Source organism: Caulobacter sp. Root487D2Y, assembly GCF_001427165.1.
Taxonomy (GTDB): Bacteria; Pseudomonadota; Alphaproteobacteria; order Caulobacterales; family Caulobacteraceae; genus Caulobacter.
In genome coordinates, this window is the sequence record NZ_LMFD01000016.1 from 13,726 (window position 1) to 31,799 (window position 18,074).

Annotated in this window: 17 protein-coding genes; 11 read left to right on the forward strand and 6 right to left on the reverse strand. The window is 70.1% G+C overall.

Annotated elements, in window-relative coordinates:
* Positions 1–4 precede the first annotated feature (4 nt).
* The gene (locus tag ASD38_RS22525; protein ID WP_056437369.1) at positions 5–1,003 is read left to right on the forward strand and encodes a glycosyltransferase family 9 protein; all 999 of its coding nucleotides are present in this window, start codon (positions 5–7) and stop codon (positions 1,001–1,003) included.
* Positions 1,004–1,399 (forward strand): DUF6165 family protein, encoded by a 396-nt coding sequence (locus ASD38_RS22530; RefSeq protein WP_056463674.1) that lies wholly within the window; start codon positions 1,004–1,006, stop codon positions 1,397–1,399.
* Here ASD38_RS22530 and ASD38_RS22535 read toward each other — a convergent pair.
* From ASD38_RS22535 to ASD38_RS22550, 4 genes are all read right to left on the reverse strand, one after another.
* On the reverse strand, positions 1,396–2,217 hold the full coding sequence (locus ASD38_RS22535) for an arginase family protein (RefSeq protein ID WP_056463677.1): 822 nt from the start codon (positions 2,215–2,217) through the stop codon (positions 1,396–1,398). The two genes, ASD38_RS22530 and ASD38_RS22535, sit on opposite strands and share 4 nt — an antisense overlap.
* 57 nt (positions 2,218–2,274) lie before the next feature.
* A complete protein-coding gene (locus ASD38_RS22540) occupies positions 2,275–3,390 on the reverse strand; it encodes an FUSC family protein (protein WP_056463680.1) in 1,116 nt (371 codons plus the stop codon).
* Entirely contained in the window at positions 3,391–3,882 is a 492-nt protein-coding gene (locus tag ASD38_RS22545; RefSeq protein WP_056463683.1) for a CinA family protein, read from the reverse strand.
* A gap of 99 nt (positions 3,883–3,981) precedes the next feature.
* Complete coding sequence (locus ASD38_RS22550) at positions 3,982–5,133, reverse strand: bifunctional 2-C-methyl-D-erythritol 4-phosphate cytidylyltransferase/2-C-methyl-D-erythritol 2,4-cyclodiphosphate synthase (protein WP_056463686.1); 1,152 nt, start codon at positions 5,131–5,133, stop codon at positions 3,982–3,984.
* A 97-nt stretch (positions 5,134–5,230) separates the two neighbouring features.
* Between ASD38_RS22550 and dusB the strand changes: the two genes are divergently transcribed.
* The 9 genes from dusB (at position 5,231) to ASD38_RS22595 (ending at position 15,827) form a co-directional block, all read left to right on the forward strand.
* Positions 5,231–6,238, forward strand: a complete 1,008-nt coding sequence (gene dusB / locus ASD38_RS22555) for a tRNA dihydrouridine synthase DusB (protein ID WP_056437386.1) — start codon at positions 5,231–5,233, stop codon at positions 6,236–6,238.
* Complete coding sequence (locus ASD38_RS22560; protein ID WP_056437389.1) at positions 6,235–7,365, forward strand: two-component system sensor histidine kinase NtrB; 1,131 nt, start codon at positions 6,235–6,237, stop codon at positions 7,363–7,365. The genes dusB and ASD38_RS22560 overlap by 4 nt, the downstream gene beginning before the upstream one ends.
* The gene (locus tag ASD38_RS22565) at positions 7,362–8,783 is read left to right on the forward strand and encodes a sigma 54-interacting transcriptional regulator (protein WP_056437392.1); all 1,422 of its coding nucleotides are present in this window, start codon (positions 7,362–7,364) and stop codon (positions 8,781–8,783) included. The genes ASD38_RS22560 and ASD38_RS22565 overlap by 4 nt, the downstream gene beginning before the upstream one ends.
* Positions 8,784–8,927: 144 nt before the next feature.
* Positions 8,928–11,171 carry a sensor histidine kinase NtrY-like gene (locus tag ASD38_RS22570; RefSeq protein WP_056437395.1) on the forward strand — a complete coding sequence of 748 codons (2,244 nt, stop codon included), beginning with the start codon at positions 8,928–8,930 and terminating at the stop codon, positions 11,169–11,171.
* Positions 11,168–12,556, forward strand: coding sequence for a nitrogen assimilation response regulator NtrX (gene ntrX, locus ASD38_RS22575; RefSeq protein ID WP_056463689.1), 1,389 nt, complete (start codon positions 11,168–11,170; stop codon positions 12,554–12,556). Before ASD38_RS22570 ends, ntrX begins: the two co-directional genes overlap by 4 nt.
* A gap of 42 nt (positions 12,557–12,598) precedes the next feature.
* The gene (locus ASD38_RS22580) at positions 12,599–13,462 is read left to right on the forward strand and encodes a D-amino-acid transaminase (RefSeq protein ID WP_056437401.1); all 864 of its coding nucleotides are present in this window, start codon (positions 12,599–12,601) and stop codon (positions 13,460–13,462) included.
* 136 nt (positions 13,463–13,598) lie between these two features.
* Entirely contained in the window at positions 13,599–13,847 is a 249-nt protein-coding gene (gene hfq, locus ASD38_RS22585) for an RNA chaperone Hfq (protein WP_012286640.1), read from the forward strand.
* A gap of 10 nt (positions 13,848–13,857) precedes the next feature.
* Positions 13,858–15,213: a GTPase HflX gene (gene hflX, locus ASD38_RS22590; RefSeq protein ID WP_056463693.1), complete on the forward strand. Its 1,356-nt coding sequence runs from the start codon at positions 13,858–13,860 to the stop codon at positions 15,211–15,213.
* 65 nt (positions 15,214–15,278) lie between these two features.
* Positions 15,279–15,827, forward strand: a complete 549-nt coding sequence (locus ASD38_RS22595; RefSeq protein ID WP_056437407.1) for a lysozyme — start codon at positions 15,279–15,281, stop codon at positions 15,825–15,827.
* On the opposite strand, the gene mazG is transcribed toward ASD38_RS22595, so the two are convergent.
* Positions 15,828–16,673 carry a nucleoside triphosphate pyrophosphohydrolase gene (mazG, locus tag ASD38_RS22600; RefSeq protein WP_082560857.1) on the reverse strand — a complete coding sequence of 282 codons (846 nt, stop codon included), beginning with the start codon at positions 16,671–16,673 and terminating at the stop codon, positions 15,828–15,830. It lies immediately after the preceding gene.
* On the reverse strand, positions 16,633–18,048 hold the full coding sequence (locus tag ASD38_RS22605; protein WP_056463696.1) for an MFS transporter: 1,416 nt from the start codon (positions 18,046–18,048) through the stop codon (positions 16,633–16,635). The genes mazG and ASD38_RS22605 overlap by 41 nt, the downstream gene beginning before the upstream one ends.
* Positions 18,049–18,074: the final 26 nt, after the last annotated feature.

Below are 18,074 nucleotides of genomic sequence, written 5' to 3' on the forward strand. Positions count from 1 at the left end.
AGCCATGGTCCAAACCATCCTGATCTATTCCATGGGCGAGGTGATCGGCGACGGCCTGATCAAGCTGCCGTTCATCGCCGGGCTTCGCGCCGCCTTTCCCGAGGCCAGGATCACCTGGTGCGCGGCCAAGGGCGAGACCGTCTATGCCGGGCCGTTGAGGGCCGTGGTGGCCGGCTATATCGACGAGGTCCTGACCGACGGCCCGACAGGCGACGCGGCCCTGGACGTCCTGCCGTGGGTCAAGCCGTTCGGCGGCCGGACCTTCGACCTGGTGATCGACACCCAGGAGAACCTGCGCCGCAGCCTGGTGGCCCGCCGGGCGGCCCCGAAAGACGGAAAGGGGCGCGGCTTCGTCTCGGCCGCCGCCCAGGCGCGCCAGCCCGACTGGCCGGTCGCCGTCGTCGAGCGCCTGGCGAGGCTGCTGGCCCTGGCGACCGAAGGGAACGGGGCTCCGCGCCCGCTGACCCTGACCAATCCCGACGCCGCCGCCGCGGCCCGCGCGCTGTTGCCGGCCGAGGGTGACGGACCGGCCTATGTCGGCCTGGCGCCCGGCGCGGGCGGCCAGGACAAGCGCTGGCCGCTGGAGCGCTATCTGGACCTGGCCCGCCGCATCGAGGCGTCCGGCCGCAAGGCGGTGTTCTTCTTCGGCCCGGACGAGGCGGCCGACGCCCGGACCGCCCGCGAGGCCGTCCCGACAGCCCTGTTCCCGGAGAAGGACCGCACGGACGGTTTCACCGAGGTGAAGGGCCCGCTGCTGGCCATCGCCCTGGCCGGCCGGCTGACCGCCGCCGTCGCCAACGACGCCGGCCCCGGCCACATGCTGGCGGCCGGCGGCGCGCCGCTGCTGTCGCTGCAGAAGGACCATCGCAAGGCCGTCAAGTTCCGTCCCGCCGCGCGGCGTCTTGAGCTGCTGGTCGCGGAAGACTACGGACAGGGCATGGCCGCCCTGCCGCTGGACGTGGTCGACGCCGCCCTGCAACATCTGATCGCCGGAGCTTCCTGAATGCCCATCCTCGCTCCCGTCTCGGCCGGTGAACTGATCGACAAGATCACCATCCTGCGGGTCAAGGCGGCGCGGATCGGCGATCCGGCCAAGGAAGCCAACGTCAAGGCCGAGTTGGCCCTACTGGAGGCGACCGCCGCGCGCGCGCTCCTGCCGTCGTCCGAGCTGGAGGAGCTGGTCGCCCAGCTGACCGAGATCAACGCCGCCCTGTGGGACATCGAGGACGGCAAGCGCGACTGCGAGCGCCGCCAGGATTTCGGCCCGACGTTCGTGGCGCTGGCCCGCCGGGTCTATATCGACAACGACCGCCGCGCCGCCGTGAAGCGCCAGATCAACAGCCTGGTCGGTTCGGAGATCGTCGAGGAAAAGAGCTACAAGCCGTACCTGGCCGGTTAGGCCGCCAGCCGGTCGAGCAGCGGCGCCAGTACGTCCAGCAGGGCCCCGACGTCGCCGGGCGCGCCCGTCCGGACGAAGACGTCCTCGAACTCGGCGATCTCCAGGCCGATCACCTGGTTGCCGGCCAGGACGGCGCAGGCCTCGCGCAGGTCGTCGAAGCTCAGACCGTCCTCGACGCTGTACTCGGTCGGGACAAGGCCCGGCTCCAGCACATCGCAATCGAGGTGGACATAGACCGGTCGATCGCCGATCGCGGCGGCTAGGCGCGGCCCGATCCCGGAGCCGGCCGCCACCAGACGCGGCCCGCCGGCGGCGACCAGGGCGGCCTCGCACGGATCCAGGTCCCGCGCCCCGACCAGGACGACGTCGGTCAGGTCCAGCCCTCGGCCCAGCCCGGTGTCCCAGACCCCGGCGGCCCCGGTCAGCACCATGCCGCCCAGATAGCCGGTGGTGGACTGTGCCGGCTGGTTGCAGTCGCCGTGGGCGTCGAACCAGACGATCAGGGCGTCGGGATGATGGCGCAGAACGACGGGCAGGGCGGCGATCGAGGTCGCGCAACGGCCCTGGGTCACCAGCGAGGCCTTGCCGTCGGCCAGCACGGCGTCCAGCCGCGCGGCCAGGGCCTCGAGGCCCGGGCGCGCGGCCTCCAGTTCCTCCGACCATCCGGCCGCCAGCGGCGGAGCCGGCGCGCCCACCCGCTCGGCGCGCAGGTCCAGGCGGGCTTCCAGGGCGGCGCCGACGGCCAGGGCGCCGGCCGCGCCGCGGGGATTGCGGTCGCCGGCGCGACCTTGAAAGACGGTGAGAGCCAGGGTGGTCATGGACCTTAGCTAGTGGCGCGCCCGCGTCCTGCCTAGCCCTGGATCGCCCAGGATCGGCTAGGCACGCTTGCCCACCGTTTCCTCGACCCGTTCCTCGAAGTCGCCGAGATTGCCGAACAGGTTCTCGATCGCGAACACCAGGCCAAAGACTCGCGCCGCGTCGTCGAAGGCCAGGGCGCGGGTGCCGCCGCCGGCCCGCAGGGTCTCGACGGCGGTCTGGAAACCCCGGTGCGCCTCGGCGAAAGCGACGCGGTCAAGGCGGGGACCACCCGAGAGCAGGGCCGCGCAGGCCCGCAGGAAGCCCGCGCTGGCGTTCAGCATGGCCGCCGAGGGCAGGGCCAGGCCCGGCGACGGGAAGGCCTCGCGCAGCGCCCGGCCGATCATCACGCTGTCGTTGCGCAGTCGCCAGAGAGTGCGGGGCAGGGCCTCGGTGACCGAATGGTCGCTCAACCGGCTGGCGCTCTCGCGCTCGGCCTCGGTCATGGCGGTCTGCAGCTTGGACAGGGCCTTCAGCGTGTCGTCGTAGTGGCCGCGGGCCTCCAGATCGGTCTCGCCGCCTTTCAGCTTCAGCGCGTAGTGCTCCAGCAGCTCGGCCAACAGGGCGGCCACCTTGTCGGTGGTCTCGATCACCGTGGCGTGGGCTCGGGCCGGGAAGATCAGCAGGGTGGCGGCGATGCCCACCACGCTGCCGACCGTGATCTCGGCCGTCCGCAGGACGGCGGCGACCAGCGGGTCCATGTGGGTGGTCGTGCCGATCAGCATGATCACGGCGGTGATCGGCGCCACCTTGAACGCCGGACGGACGGCGGCGAGGAAGGCCAGCAGGGCGGCGGTGACCGCCAGGATCGGCCCGCCGGCCTCGGGCCAGCGGGCGTGCAGCATGGCGGCCCCGGCTCCGACCGCCGCGCCCACGACGGTGCCCATCAGCCGTTCGATCGAGGCCGTGATGGTGGCGCCGAGACTGGCCTGGACGACGATCACGGCGGTGAACACCGCCCAATAGCCCTGCGGCAGGCGCAGCAGGCTGGCCAGGGCGTAGGCGGCCACGACCGCCGCCGACACCCGGACGGCGTGGCGCAGCTCGGTCTTGCGCGTCGCCGCCTTGGCCAGGGCGGCCCGCGAAAGCTCCAGGCCGACGAACCGCCGCCAGTCGCTGGGCGCGGCTTCCGGCATCTAGGCCACCGCCTCGCGCATCATCTCCAGCGCCGTGCGCACGGCGGCCAGTTGCACGCCCTCGCGGGTCTCGCCGTCGAACAGTTCGTGGCGGTGAACGACCGAACGGTTGGCGCGGGCCACGGCGAAATGCACCGTGCCCACGGGTTTCAGCGGCGAGCCGCCGCCAGGTCCCGCCACGCCGGTGATCGAGACGGCGACATGGGCGTTGCTGGCCTCCAGCGCGCCCTCGGCCATCATCCGCGCCACCACTTCGGACACCGCCCCATGGTCGGCGATCAGGTCGCCCGGCACGCCCAGCATCTCGGACTTGGCGCGGTTGGTGTAGGTGACGAAGCCCCGCTCGAAGACGTCTGACGCGCCCGCGATGTTGCAGATCGCCCCGGCCACCAGCCCGCCGGTGCAGCTCTCGGCCGTGGCCAGCCGCAGGGACTTCCCGCGCGCTTCGTCGATCAGCAGGCGGGCCAGGGTCTGGATTTCGAGCGGGAACATCGGGGACTCCTGCGCCTCGAGGCGGGGACACACACTCACATCACGGTCTGCGGTTAAATGGCAATGTGGATGGGGTGAGTGTGTGTCCCCATCTTCGTCCTAGGCCGGCGTCTCGACCACGGCGATCGCCTGCGCCGCCAGACCTTCGCCACGGCCGGTGAAGCCCATGCCCTCGGTGGTGGTCGCCTTGACGCTGACCCGATCCAGCGGGAGGTCGAGTATCGCGGCCAGGCGCCGGCGCATGGCCGCCCGGTGCGGTTTGATCTTCGGCCGCTCGCAGATCAGCGTCACGTCGACATTGACCAAGGCTGCGCCGCGTTGACGGACTAGATCCACGGCATGGATCAGGAACTTGTCCGAGGCCGCGCCCTTCCATTGCGGATCGGTGGGCGGGAAATGGTCGCCGATGTCGCCTTCGCCGATCGCCCCCAGGATGGCGTCGGTCAGGGCGTGCAGGCCGGCGTCGGCGTCGGAATGGCCGATCAGGGTCTCGTCGTGGGCGATCTCCACGCCGCACAGCCAGACGGATTGGCCGGGCCCCCAGCGGTGGGCGTCGAAGCCCTGGCCCATGCGGGTGATCCGGGCGCGGCCGGCGAGCTGTTCGGCCATGGCGAAGTCCTCCGGATAGGTCAGTTTCATCAGCATGGGGTCGCCGGGGACGACCACGACCCGGCCGCCGTGGCGTTCGACCACCTGGCCGTCGTCGGTCGGTTCGTCCGGACCCGTCCAGGCCGCGTAGGCGGCCAGCAGCCGGTCGCGGCGGAAGGCCTGAGGGGTCTGGGCCCGCCACAGATCGTGACGCGGTTTTGTGACGACGGCCGCGTCGAGCGCCCCGCTTTTCAGCGTGTCGGCCACGGGCAAGGCCGGAATCGCGCCATCGGCGTCTTCCAGGCCTTTCAGCACGGCTTGAATTGTTGCGGCGCCGAGGAAGGGGCGGGCCGCGTCGTGGATCAGCACCGGCTCACCGGCGGGGCGGTCGGCGAGGGCGGCCAGACCCGCCTGGACGGAGAGGGCGCGAGTCGCGCCGCCCGGCGTCGTCGTCCAGCCGGAAAGTCCGTTCAGGGCCGAGTCCAAGATCGACCTGGCGCCGGGATCGGCCACGATCACAAGCTTTTGCGCGCCGCCGCCCAGCAGCGCCTCCACCGACCAGCGCAGGACGATTTTTCCAGCCAAAACACGCCATTGCTTGGCCTGGCCGGAGCCGGCCCTGGTTCCGGAACCGGCGGCGACGATGACGGCGGAGAAGGTCATCCGGGCTGTTTAGCCGCCCGACGCGGCTTGTCTAGAGAAGAGGGTTTACTGCGCCGCACAAATTGCCTAAAAACAGTGCGGTGGGGATGCATATAAAATGAGCAAGAGTCTCGCAGTCGGCAAGGTCGAAGTGCCTGGGCGTGTTTGGATCGCGCCGATGACAGGCGTTTCCGACCTGCCTTTCAGGGAAACCGCCACCCGCCTGGGCGCGGCCTATGTGGCGACCGAGATGGTGGCCTGCGCCGAGTTCGCGCGGGGACGCCCCGACGCCGTGCGTCGCGCCGCGGTCGGCGACGGCCTGCCGCTGATGGTCGTCCAGCTGGTCGGCCGCGATCCCGTCTTCATGGGTCGAGGCGCGCGAATGGCCGCCGACGCCGGGGCCCAGATCATCGACCTGAATTTCGGCTGTCCTTCCAAGATGGTCACCGGCGGGGTCGCCTCGGGCTCGGCCCTGATGCGCGAGCCGGACCTGGCCGAGGCCCTGGTCGCCGCCGCCGTCAGCGCCGTGGACGTGCCGGTCACCGTCAAGATGCGCCTGGGCTGGGACGACGACAGCCGCAACGCCGCCGACATCGCCCGCCGGGCCGTCGACGCCGGCGCCCAGGCGATCACCGTCCACGGCCGCACCCGCTGCCAGTTCTACAAGGGCGAGGCCGACTGGGAGGCCGTCGCCGCCGTCAAGCAGGCGGTCGGCGTGCCGGTGCTGGTCAATGGCGACATCGTCGACGGCGACACCGCCCGCCTGGCCCTGGATCAGTCCGGCGCCGACGGGGTGATGATCGGACGCGGGGTCTATGGCCGCCCCTGGATCGCCCAGGCCATCGAGGCGGCGCTGCGGGGCGAGGGCTTCCGCGAACCCGACGCCGAGGAACGTCTGGCCATCGTCGTCACCCATTTCCGCCGCAGCCTGGACTTCTACGGCCAGGCGCTGGGGCTGAAGATGTTCCGCAAGCACCTGGCCTCCTACATCGACGCCGCGCCCTGGCCCGACAGCGAGGAGGCGCGCCGCGCCGCCCGCGCCGCCCTGTGCCGGCTGGAAGAGCCCGCCGCGATCGAGGACGGCCTGGCCGCCCTGTGGCTGCGGGATCGGAGGCTGGCCGCATGACCGATCACGCCCGCATCGCCCCGACCAAGGTCGCCGACAGCCTGAAGATCGCCGCCTTCGACCTCAGCCCCGAGCCCGCCCTGGTGATCGATCGCGAGGGCGCGCTGGTGGCGGTCAACGAAGCCGCCGAGGCCCTGTTCGGGCAGGGCCTGTCCTTGCTGGCCCGCGGTCGCTTCCGCGCCGCCCTGCCGCCGGGCTCGGTCCTGGTCTCGATGATGGACCGCGCCCTGTTCGAGGGAGCCCTGGTCCGCGAACACGGGGTCGAGGTCAATCTGTTCGGCCAGCCGCCGTTCGAGGCGGACGGCGCCGCCGCGCCGCTGGGCGACGGTTCGGTGATGCTGACCCTGCACGTCAAGGGCGTGCTGGGCGTCGAGCGGGCCTCCGACGCCGCCGGCCTGCGCTCGGTGGTCGGCCTGGGCCGCATGCTGGCCCACGAGATCAAGAACCCGCTGGCGGGCATCCGCGGCGCGGCCCAGCTGCTGAAGACCGGCGCCAGCGCCGCCGACCAGCCCCTGGCCCAGCTGATCGTCGACGAGACCGACCGCATCCGCCGGCTGGTCGACCGGATGGAAGCCTTCTCCGACGAGGTCCCCGGTCCGCGCGAGGCGGTGAACATCCACCAGGTGCTGGACCGCGTCCGCGCCCTGGTCGTCAACGGCGTCGCCGACGGCCTGGACCTGCGCGAGCACTACGATCCGTCGCTGCCCGACGTCTGGGGCGACGAGGACCATCTGATCCAGGTGTTCCTGAACCTGGTCAAGAACGCCGCCGAGGCCGCCCATTCGCGGGGCGACGGCCAGGGCTCGCTGTCGATCCACACCGCCTGGCGCCCCGGCGTGCGGGTGCGCGGCGCCGACGGCAAGGCCTCCGCCGGCGCGCCGATCGAGATCCGCGTGCAGGACAACGGTCCTGGCGTGCCCTCCAGCCTGCGCGACCACCTGTTCCAGCCGTTCGTCACGACCAAGGCCAACGGCACGGGTCTGGGCCTGGCCCTGGTCACCAAGCTGGTGACCAGCCACGGCGGCCTGATCGACTTCGAATCCGAGCCCGGCCGCACGGTGTTCCGCGTGCTGCTGCCGATGACGACCGAAAAGCTCGTTCCCTCCACTGGAGACGCCCACGCATGAACGCCGCCAGCAAGAAGATCCTGATCGCCGACGACGACAGCTCTGTGCGCCTGGTGCTCAGCCAGGCCTTCACTCGGCTTGGCTATCAGGTGCGGGCGACGGGCAACGCCACGACCCTGCTCAAGTGGGTGATGGACGGCGAGGGCGACCTGGTCGTCACCGACGTGATGATGCCCGACGAGAACGTCTTCGACGTGCTGCCGCGCATCCGCAAGGAACGGCCCAAGCTGCCGATCATCGTGATGAGCGCCCAGAACACCCTGCTGACGGCGGTCAACGCCGCCGACGCGGGCGCCTTCGAATACGTCTCCAAGCCCTTCGACCTGGACGACGTCACGGCCGCCGCGCGCCGCGCCCTGTCGCGCCCGGCCGACGCCGAGGCCTCCAAGGCCCAGGCCCGGGCCATGCGCGACGAACGCCTGCCGCTGATCGGCCGCTCGGCCCCGATGCAGGACGTCTACCGCACCATCGCCCGCCTGGTCGGCGCCGACCTGACCGTCCTGATCCTCGGCGAGAGCGGCACCGGCAAGGAGCTGGTGGCCCGCGCCCTGCACGAGCTGGGTCGCCGCCGCGACGGCAAGTTCGTGGTCATCAACCTGGCCGCCGTGCCGCGCGAGCGGGTCGAGACCGAGTTGTTCGGGCGCGGGGAGGGCGACCAGGGCCGCCTGATCGAGGCCGACGGCGGCACCCTGTTCCTGGACGAGATCGGCGACATGCCGCTGGACGCCCAGACGCGCCTGCTGCGGGTGATCGACGGCACCGAGCCGGTGCTCAACCCCAAGACCGGCCGTCGCCCGAACGTGCGGATCATCGCCGCCACCAATCGCGACCTGCGCGGCCTGATCCAGCAGGGCCTGTTCCGCGAAGACCTGTTCTTCCGCCTGAACGTCGCGCCGGTGCGCCTGCCGCCGCTGCGCGACCGCACCGAGGACATCCCGGACCTGGCCCGCACCTTCCTGCTGCGCGCCGCCCGCGAAGGCCTGCCGTCCAAGACCATTGATTCCAGCGCCTTGGACCGGATGAAGACCCACGCCTGGCCGGGCAATGTGCGCGAGCTGGAGAACCTGATCCGGCGCATGTGCGCCCTGTATGCCGAGGAGCTGATCACCGCCCGCATCGTCGACCGCGAGCTGCAGGACCACACCCCGGCCGCCCACGCCGATGAGGGCCCGATCACCCTGGCCAGCCTGGTCGAGCGCCACCTGTCGTCGCATTTCGCCGACCAGCCCGACGGCGTGCCGGCCGCGGGTCTCTACGACCGGGTGCTGCAGGAGGTCGAACGGCCGCTGATCCAGCTGACCCTGTCGGCCACGCGCGGCAATCAGGTGCGGGCCGCGGAGATCCTGGGACTCAACCGCAACACCTTGCGCAAGAAGATCCAGGACCTGGGTGTCGAGATGACGCGCGGTCGACGGTAAAATCTCACCCCTGAGACTTTCCGTCCCGATTCAGGGCTGCAATGGGGGCGTTTCGTGCGAATGACCCCATTGTGACGACAGCGCTGACGCTTAATTGGCACATACCTGTTGAGTTTGGGGCACAGTCCCCCTTAGACTTGGTCAATGGCGTCCGTTCCATCCGTATTGGAGCTTGAGGGACCGCCGACCCGGTTCAGCCGGGCCTGGTGGCGAGAGCTGTTGCGGTCCCGCTTCACGCTCGGCGGAGCCTATGGCGTGGCGATCGCCCTGACCGCGACGGCCGTGGGCCTGGCGTCGTCGCCGCCGGCCACCGGACCGATCGGACCGGCCACCACGGTCATCCTCGCCGTTCTCGGCTTCAACCTCGCCTTGATCCTCTGCGTGGCCGGCATCGTCGGTTGGCGGCTGCTGGATCTGGTCGACGCCCGGGCCAGCGACGCCGGCGCGCGCCTGCACCTGCGCTTCGTGGGCCTGTTCTCGGTGGCCGCCGTGGCCCCGGCGGTGATCGTCGCCCTGTTCTTCGGCGTGCTGGTCAACCGCGGCGTCGACGCCTGGTTCAGCGAACGCGTGCGCACCGTCGTCGAAAATTCGGCCACCGTCGCGCGGTCCTATGTCACCGAGCAGACCGAGTATATCAGCCAGCACGTCGGGCCGATGGCGGGCACCCTGAACCAGGCCGCGCCGACCCTGGTCGATTCGCCCGTCGCCTTCGGCCACTACATGAAGGAGCACATGGAGGAGAACGGCTTCTCGGCCGCCTATGTGCTGGACCGCGACGGCCGCATCCTGGCGCGGGCGGAGAGCGACACGGCCCCGCCGTTCCTGGCCCCGCCGCCTTCCAGCTTCCGCCGCACCGACAGCGGCGACATCACCTCGCAGCGCTTTGTCGAGGAAGACCTGTTTCGCGCCCTCTACCGCCTGAGGGCCTTCCCCGACGCCTACCTCTACGTCGCCCGTCCGATCGACAAGGGCATCCTGGCCCACCTGATCGAGTCCGAGGAATCGCTGATCTCGTATCGCGAGGCGGCCAAGAACCAGGACCGGATCCAGGTGATCTTCGGCCTCAGCTACATCGAGACCGCCCTGCTGGTGCTGGTCGCCGCCGTCTGGGTCGGCATCGCCGCCGCCAACTCGATCGCCGCCCCGGTTTCCGGCCTGGTGCAGGCGGCCGGACGGGTGTCGGCCGGCGATCTGGACGCCCGGGTGGACGTCGAGATCGGCCCGGAGGAAATCCGCGCCCTGTCGATCGCCTTCAACATGATGACCACCGACCTGCAGGCCCAGCAAGCCGCCCTGCGGGTGGCCAGCCTGGACGCCGAGTCGCGCCGCCAGTTCATCGAGACCGTGCTGTCGGGCGTCAGCGCCGGCGTCATCGGCCTGGACGCAGACGGGCGGATCACCGCCCTGAATCGCCGGGCCGGCGACCTGCTGGCCCTGACGGACGACGCCGTGGGCCAGCCGCTGGTCGAGCTGGCCCCGGAACTCGAGACCGTGATCCAGGAGATCAGCGGCGGCAAGCCGACCGCCGAGGTCGAGATCGACGTGATCCGCGGCGGCGAGACCCGGCGGCTGCGCTTCCGCGGGGCCGGCCACGCGGTCGGGACCCTGGTCCTGACCTTCGACGACATCACCCGCCTGGTGGCCGCCCAGCGCAACGCCGCCTGGAAGGACGTCGCCCGGCGGATCGCCCACGAGATCAAGAACCCGCTGACCCCGATCCAGCTGTCGGCCGAGCGGATCCGCCGCAAGTACCGCAAGGACATCACCAGCGACCTGGACACCTTCGACCGCTGCACCGAGACCATCATCCGCCAGGTCGGCGACATCGGCCGGATGGTCGACGAGTTCTCGTCGTTCGCCCGGATGCCCGCACCGCGCTTCGCCCCCGCCGACTTGGCCGAAATGCTGCGCCAGGCGGTGTTCGCCCAGCGGTTCGTCGACACCGAGACCGAGGTGGCGCTGGAGGAGCCGGGCGAGGACGTCTGGATCAGCTGCGACGCGCGGATGGTCGGCCAGGCCCTGACCAACATTCTCAAGAACGCCGGCGAGGCGGTCGGCGCGCGCCGACAAGCCACGCCGGAGCCGCCGGGCCGCATCGTCGCCAGCCTGGTCTCGGACGACGAGCACCTGTGCATCGTCGTCGAGGACAACGGCGTGGGCCTGCCGGCTCGCGACCGTGACCGGCTGACCGAACCCTATGTCACGACCCGCGAGAAGGGCACCGGCCTCGGGCTGGCGATCGTCAAGCGGATCATGGAGGACCACGAAGGCGAACTGGTCCTGACCGACGCGCTGAACGGAACCGGCGCCCGGGTCATCCTGAAGTTCCCCACGACCGCGCGGCTCGCCGCCGCCAACGCCCAGAGCGGCGTAGAGGAGATGATATGAGCGCTGACGTGCTTGTGGTCGACGACGAGGTCGACATCCGCGAACTGGTCGCCGGCATCCTGGAGGATGAAGGCTACGCCGTGCGGGTGGCGGCCGACTCCGACCAGGCGCTGGCCGCCCTGCGGGCCCGAAAGCCCGCGCTGCTGGTGCTGGACATCTGGATGCAGGGCGGAGGCATGGACGGGCTAGAGCTGCTCGACATGGTCAAGGCGCTCGACCCCGACCTGCCGGTGATCATGATCTCGGGCCACGGCAACATCGAGACCGCCGTCAGCGCCATCAAGCGCGGGGCCTACGAGTTCCTGGAAAAGCCGTTCAAGTCCGACCGCCTGCTGCTGGTGGTCGAGCGGGCCCTGGAAGCGGCCAACCTCAAGCGCGAGAACCGCCGCCTGCGGGTGCAGAGCTTCAGCTCCGACGGCCTGATGGGCAAGTCGGCCGCGGCCCAGGCCCTGCGCCAGCTGATCGCCAAGGTCGCGCCGGCCAACAGCCGGGTGCTGGTCTCGGGTCCGCCCGGTTCGGGCAAGGAGCTGGTGGCCCGACTGATCCACGGCTCCAGCAGCCGCTCGCGCAACGAGTTCGTGGCGGTCAGCGCCGCGGGCATGGCCCCCGAACGCCTGGATGTCGAACTGTTCGGCGAGGAGGGCGAGAACGGCCGCCCGCGCAAGATCGGGGTGTTCGAACGCGCCCATGGCGGCACCCTCTATCTCGACGAGGTGGCCGACATGCCGCGCGAGACCCAGAGCCGCATCCTGCGGGTCCTGGTCGAGCAGCGCTTCCGCCGGGTGGGCGGCGACAACGACGTCCAGGTCGACGTGCGGGTGATCTCGTCGACCTCGCGCGAGCTGCGCGAGGAGATCGCCGCCGGCCGCTTCCGCGAGGACCTGTTCCACCGCCTGAACGTCGTGCCGGTGCGGGTGCCGGGGCTGTCGGAGCGCCGCGAGGACATCCCCGAACTGATCAGCTACTTCGTCGACCGCGTCTGCGAGGCCACCGGCCTGCAGCGGCGGCGGCTGGGCGAGGACGCCCTGGCCACGCTGCAGGTGCAGGCCTGGCCGGGCAATGTCCGCCAGCTGCGCAACAACGTCGAGCGCATGCTGATCCTGGCTTCCGGCGAGCCGGGCGACCTGATCACCGCCGAGATGCTGAACGCCAACGAACAGCCCTCCGGCGGCAACGCCGGGGCGATCGGGGCCGAGCGGATCATCGCCCTGCCGCTGCGCGAGGCCCGCGAACTGTTCGAGCGGGAATATCTGAACGCCCAGATCCTGCGCTTCGGCGGCAACATCTCGCGCACCGCCAACTTCATCGGCATGGAGCGCTCGGCCCTGCACCGGAAACTCAAATCCCTGGGCGTCGCGGGTGCACGAGTCGAAGAGGAAGAGTAACTAGCTCCGCTCTTCGTCCAGCCACGCTTGAAGGAACAGTAGATGTCGCGTTTCGCCTATGTGAACGGTCGGTTCGTGCGCCATGGCGAGGCCGCGGTGCATATCGAGGATCGCGGCTATCAACTGGCCGACGGCGTCTACGAGGTCTGGGCGGTGTTCGACGGCAAGCTGGCCGACGCGGCAGGCCACTTCACGCGGCTGTGGCGCAGCCTGGACGAGCTGCGCATCGCCCATCCGATGAGCGAGAAGGCCCTGACCGTGGTGCTGCGCGAGACCATCCGCCGCAACAAGGTGCGCGAGGGCATGGTCTATCTGCAGGTCACCCGCGGCGTCGCCCCGCGTGACCATGCCTTCCCCAATCCGGCCGTGCCGCCAGCCATCGTCGCCACCGCCAAGCGCGTCGACCGGGTGGCCGCCGAGGCCAAGGCCGCCAAGGGCCAGTCGGTGATCACCGTGCCGGAGAACCGCTGGGGGCGCTGTGACATCAAATCGATCGGCCTGCTGCCCAACGGCCTGGCCAAGCAGGCCGCCCGCGAGCGCGGCGCGGTCGAGGCCTGGTTCGTCGACGAGCTGGGCCTGGTCACCGAAGGCGCCTCGTCCAACGCCTGGATCGTCGACGCCGAGGGCCGGCTGCGCACCCGCGACACCCAGGCCAACATCCTGCGCGGCATCACCCGCTCCAGCCTGCTGGAGGTGATCGCCGAGGCCGGCCTGCCGATCGCCGAGCAACCGTTCACGGTGGAGGAGGCCAAGGCCGCCCGCGAGGCCTTCATCACCGGCGCCGGAACCCTGGTGCTGCCGATCGTCAGCGTCGACGGCGCGCAAATCGGCGACGGAAAGCCCGGACCGGTGGCGACGCGGCTTCGGCGTCTCTATATCGAGCGCGCCAAGGCCGCCGCGATCTAGATCGATAGTCTAGGTTTAGGGGCGTTAGCGCACTTTCTTCGCGGATTGGTCATACCAACCGGCGAAAAATGCTTTAGTCTGAACTTGTTTGTGTGGGGGGCGTGTGGCCCTCCAAAACAATAAGAGGGGAATCCCCATGTCGACCGAAAAAAAACAGAACCTTCAGGACACTTTCCTGAACAGCGTGCGCAAGTCGAAGACGCCGCTGACCATCTTCCTGGTGAACGGCGTGAAGCTGCAGGGCGTTGTCAGCTGGTTCGACAATTTCTGCGTTCTGCTCCGCCGCGACGGCCAGTCCCAGCTGGTCTACAAGCACGCCATTTCGACGATCATGCCGGCCCAGCCCGTGCAGCTGTACGAGCCGAGCGCTGATCAAGACGATTGATTCCTGACGTTTGACCAAATCCACTTCGAAATCCATCGACCACGCGGCGCCGATCTTCAGGGCGTTCGTGATCCATCCCGTGCGCCCGACGCGCGGCCAGTCGGCCCTCGAGGCGCGTGATCCCAATGTGCGCCTCGAGGAAGCTGTCGGTCTGGCGATCGCGCTGGACCTCGACGTCGTCGAGACCACCATCGCGCCGCTGCGCCTGGTCACGCCGGCCACGCTGTTCGGCAAGGGCAAGATCGAGGAGTTCGCCGCCGTCTGCGAGGTCGAGAAGATCGACGTGGCGGTGTTCGACGACCAGCTGACCCCGGTCCAGCAGCGCAATCTGGAAAAGGCCCTGAACGTGAAGGTCATCGACCGCACGGGCCTGATCCTGGAGATCTTCGCCCGGCGGGCCCGCACCCGCGAGGGCAAGCTGCAGGTCGAGCTGGCGCGGCTGGACTACGAGCGCTCGCGCCTGGTCCGCACCTGGACCCACCTTGAGCGCCAGCGCGGCGGCACGGGCAACACCGGCGGTCCCGGCGAAACCCAGATCGAACTGGACCGCCGCCTGATCGCCGGCACGATCGGCAAGCTCAAGCGCGAGCTGGACGAGGTGCGGCGCACCCGCACCCTGCACCGCAGCGCCCGCAAGAAGGTCCCGTACCCGACCGTGGCCCTGGTGGGCTACACCAACGCCGGCAAGTCGACGCTGTTCAACCGCCTGACCAACGCCAGCGTCGTGGCCCAGGACATGCTGTTCGCGACCCTGGATCCGACCTTGCGCACCGTGAAGCTGCCCGACGGCCGGCCGGCGATCCTGTCCGACACCGTCGGCTTCATCTCCGACCTGCCGCACGAGCTGGTCGAGGCCTTCCGCGCCACCCTCGAGGAGGTGCAGGAGGCCGACGTGGTGCTGCACGTGCGCGACGTGGCCAATCCGGACACCGACGCCCAGGCCCGCGACGTCCAGAAGGTGCTGACCGAGCTGAAGGTCCTGGGCGACGACGGCGACGAGACCGAGGGCAAGACCCTGATCGAGGTCTGGAACAAGATCGACCTGGTCGACGGCGAGGCCCGCGAAATCCTCGAGGGCCAGGCCCGCCGACTGGGCGCGTCTCCCGTCTCGGCCGTCACCGGCGAGGGCTGTGCCGAGCTGCTCAAGCGGGTCGGAACCCTGATCGACGACACGCCGCCGGTCGCCGTGCGCCTGGCGGCCAAGGACGGCGAGGCCCTGGCCTGGATCTACCGCAACGGCCGCGTGGAAAGCCGCGAGGACGAGAGCGAGGGCGGCGTGCGCCTGGTCGCCCGTCTCGACGCCCAGGCCCTGGGCCGGTTCGAGCGGCAGTTCCCCGACGTTTGGGTCATGGCGACCGGCGACTGATCGTTCCCGGCTTGCCGCGCTCGCCTCCTGGGTGAACACTCCGAATCCGCATTCGGAGCGCGAACATGGCCAATGATCCCTGGGACGGCGTGACGGTGCCGGCGGCCGCGACGGTCGTCGTCAAACGGGTGGAGGGCTTCTTCGCCCAGCCCTATGACGACAACGGCGCGCTGCCGGGCGGCACCTGGACGATCGGCTACGGCACGATCCGCGACGCGGCCGGCAAGCCGGTCACGCCCAGCACGCCGGCCGTCACCGAGGCCCAGGCCGTCAAGCTGCTGGTGCGCGACATGAAGCGCGCGGCCCAGGACGTCCACACCCGCGTGCGGACCCCGCTGCTGGTCCACGAGGCCGCCGCCCTGATCTCGTGGACCTACAATCTCGGCGACGGGGCGCTGCGGACCTCGACCCTGCTGCGCAAGCTGAACGCCGGCGAGAAGACCGCCGTGCCCGCCGAGATGCGCAAATGGATCAACCAGAACGGCAAGCCGCTGGTCGGCCTGCTGCGCCGTCGCTGGGCCGAGGCGGCGATCTTCGTGGGCAAGGACCCGGTCAACGCCTGCGTGCGGGCCTGGCGCGAGATCGACGACCTGACCGACTGGCCGGCGTTCTAGCTATCTGGCGGCCTTCTCCGCCGCCTTGGCCGCGTTCCACAGACCGTCCATCTCGGCCAGGTCGGACTGGTCCGGCGTGCGGCCGTCCTTGGCCAGCTGCGCCTCGATGAACGCGAAGCGCCGCGCGAACTTGGCGTTGGTGGCCCGCAGGGCGTCCTCGGGTTCGACGTCCAGCTTGCGGGCCAGGTTGGCGACCACGAACAGCAGGTCGCCCAACTCCTCGCGGGCCTTGGCCTTGTCGCCCGCGGCGATCTCGACCTTCAGCTCGGCGACCTCCTCGGCCAGCTTGTCCAGCACCTCGTCGGTCGAGGGCCAGTCGAAGCCGACCCGGGCGGCGCGCTTGGTCAGCTTGACGGCGCGGGTCATGGCCGGGAGGCCGGCGGGCACGTCGTCGAGGACGCCGCCCTTGGCCTTGGCCTTGCGCTCCTGGGCCTTCAGCGCCTCCCAGCCGGCGGTCTGGGCGTCCTGGTTCTCGTAGGCATGGTCGCCGAACACGTGGGGGTGGCGGCGGACCATCTTGTCGTTGATCGCCGAAGCCACGCCGGCCAGGTCGAACGCGCCTTGCTCCTGGGCTATCCGCGCGTGGAACACCACCTGCAGCAGCAGGTCGCCCAGTTCCTCCTTCAGGTCCGAAAGATCGCCCCGCTCGATGGCGTCGGCGACCTCGTAGGCCTCCTCGACCGTGTAGGGCGCGACGGTGGCGAAGGTCTGCTCCAGATCCCACGGACAGCCGCCGTCGGGATCGCGCAGTTTCGCCATGATGTCGATCAGGGTGAAGAGCGGATGCTGGTCCTTCTCCCGAGGATCATTCAGCGGCTGGCTTTGGGGCTGCGAGGGGAGAGACATGCGGTTCCGGGCTCGGACTGGGGAGGGGCTCGGCCGCGTCCCGCGCGTCGAGCTGACGGCGGATCTCGGCATGGGCGGTCGCGTCCAGCGGATAGCGCAGGATGACGGCGCACACCAGCAGGCCCAGCACCGCCGGCGCCACGGCGTAGAGGACGATCAGGGCCGTGTCGCCCTGGGCGCTGGGAACCTTGGGGTCGAAGCCCAGCTGAGCCAACACCAGGAACACGCCGACCGCCAGGGCGTAGCCCAGCTTCACCGTGCCGTTGACGATGGCGTAGAGCAGGCCGGTGCGATCCACGCCGCTGGCCAGCCGCTCCTCGTCGCCGAGGTCGGCCATCATCGAACGCACCAGCAGCGGGGCGGCGGAATAGGGCAGGCCGGCCAGCACCAGGATCACCATGCCCAGCAGCATCGGGGGGCTGAACGGCGACCCGCCGTCGTATCTGGGCGTGAACACCGTCACCACCTGGACGAAGGCGTAGATCAGGGCGGCGATGGCCAGGGCCTTGTGCTTGCCGATCTTCTTGGCCAGGGCCGGCCAGATCGGCGATCCGCCCAGGGCGGCGACGAAATAGATCAGCAGCAGGATGCCGGCCGAGGCCTTGTCGAAGCCCTTGATGCGCTCGAAGAAGAAGAAGAAGAGGGCCCCGGTGATGCCCGGCGCCAGGCCCATCAGCAGGTCGGCGAACAGGAGGGTCCGCACCGACGGGCGCTTGAGCAGGTCGACATATTGCCGGAGGCCAGCCTCGTGCTTGACCGGCGGGACATTGGTTTCACCCACGACCTTCATGGCCAGCAGGAAGGTCAGCGGCAACAGGGCGATGATGAACCAGCCCATGGCCTGGACGCCGGCCGCGTGGTTGCCCTTGTAGATCATGGCCAGGATCGGCGGCAGCAGCAGGACCAGGATCATCCCGACCACGTTGCCCGCGCTCCACCAGCCGTAGACGCGCGAGCGCTGCTGGTAGTCGGGCGACAACACCGCGCCCCAGGCGGTGTGGGACAGCACCGCCATCGAATAGCCGACGTAGCAGACGACCAGCCAGCCCCAGAGGTAGAGCGGCCCGACCCCAGGCTTGGCCATGAACAGGAAATAGGCCGCCAGCATCAGCACGGGCGCGGCCGCGGCCAGCCACGGCCGGAACCGGCCGATGCCCGTGCGCGTGCGGTCCATCATGCCGCCGAGAATCGGATCCAGGATGATGTCGGCGACCCGCACCAACAGGAATGCCGAGCCGACGACCGAAAGCGAAAGGCCAAGCTCGCTGACATAGTATTCCGGCAGATAGACCACCAGCGGCAGGCCCAGGGCGGCCAAGGGCAGGCTGGGCGCGGCGAAGGCCGCCAGGGTCCAGGATGAGCGCCGTCCGGTCATGCGTTCCTCGTCGAGAGCGGGCTGCC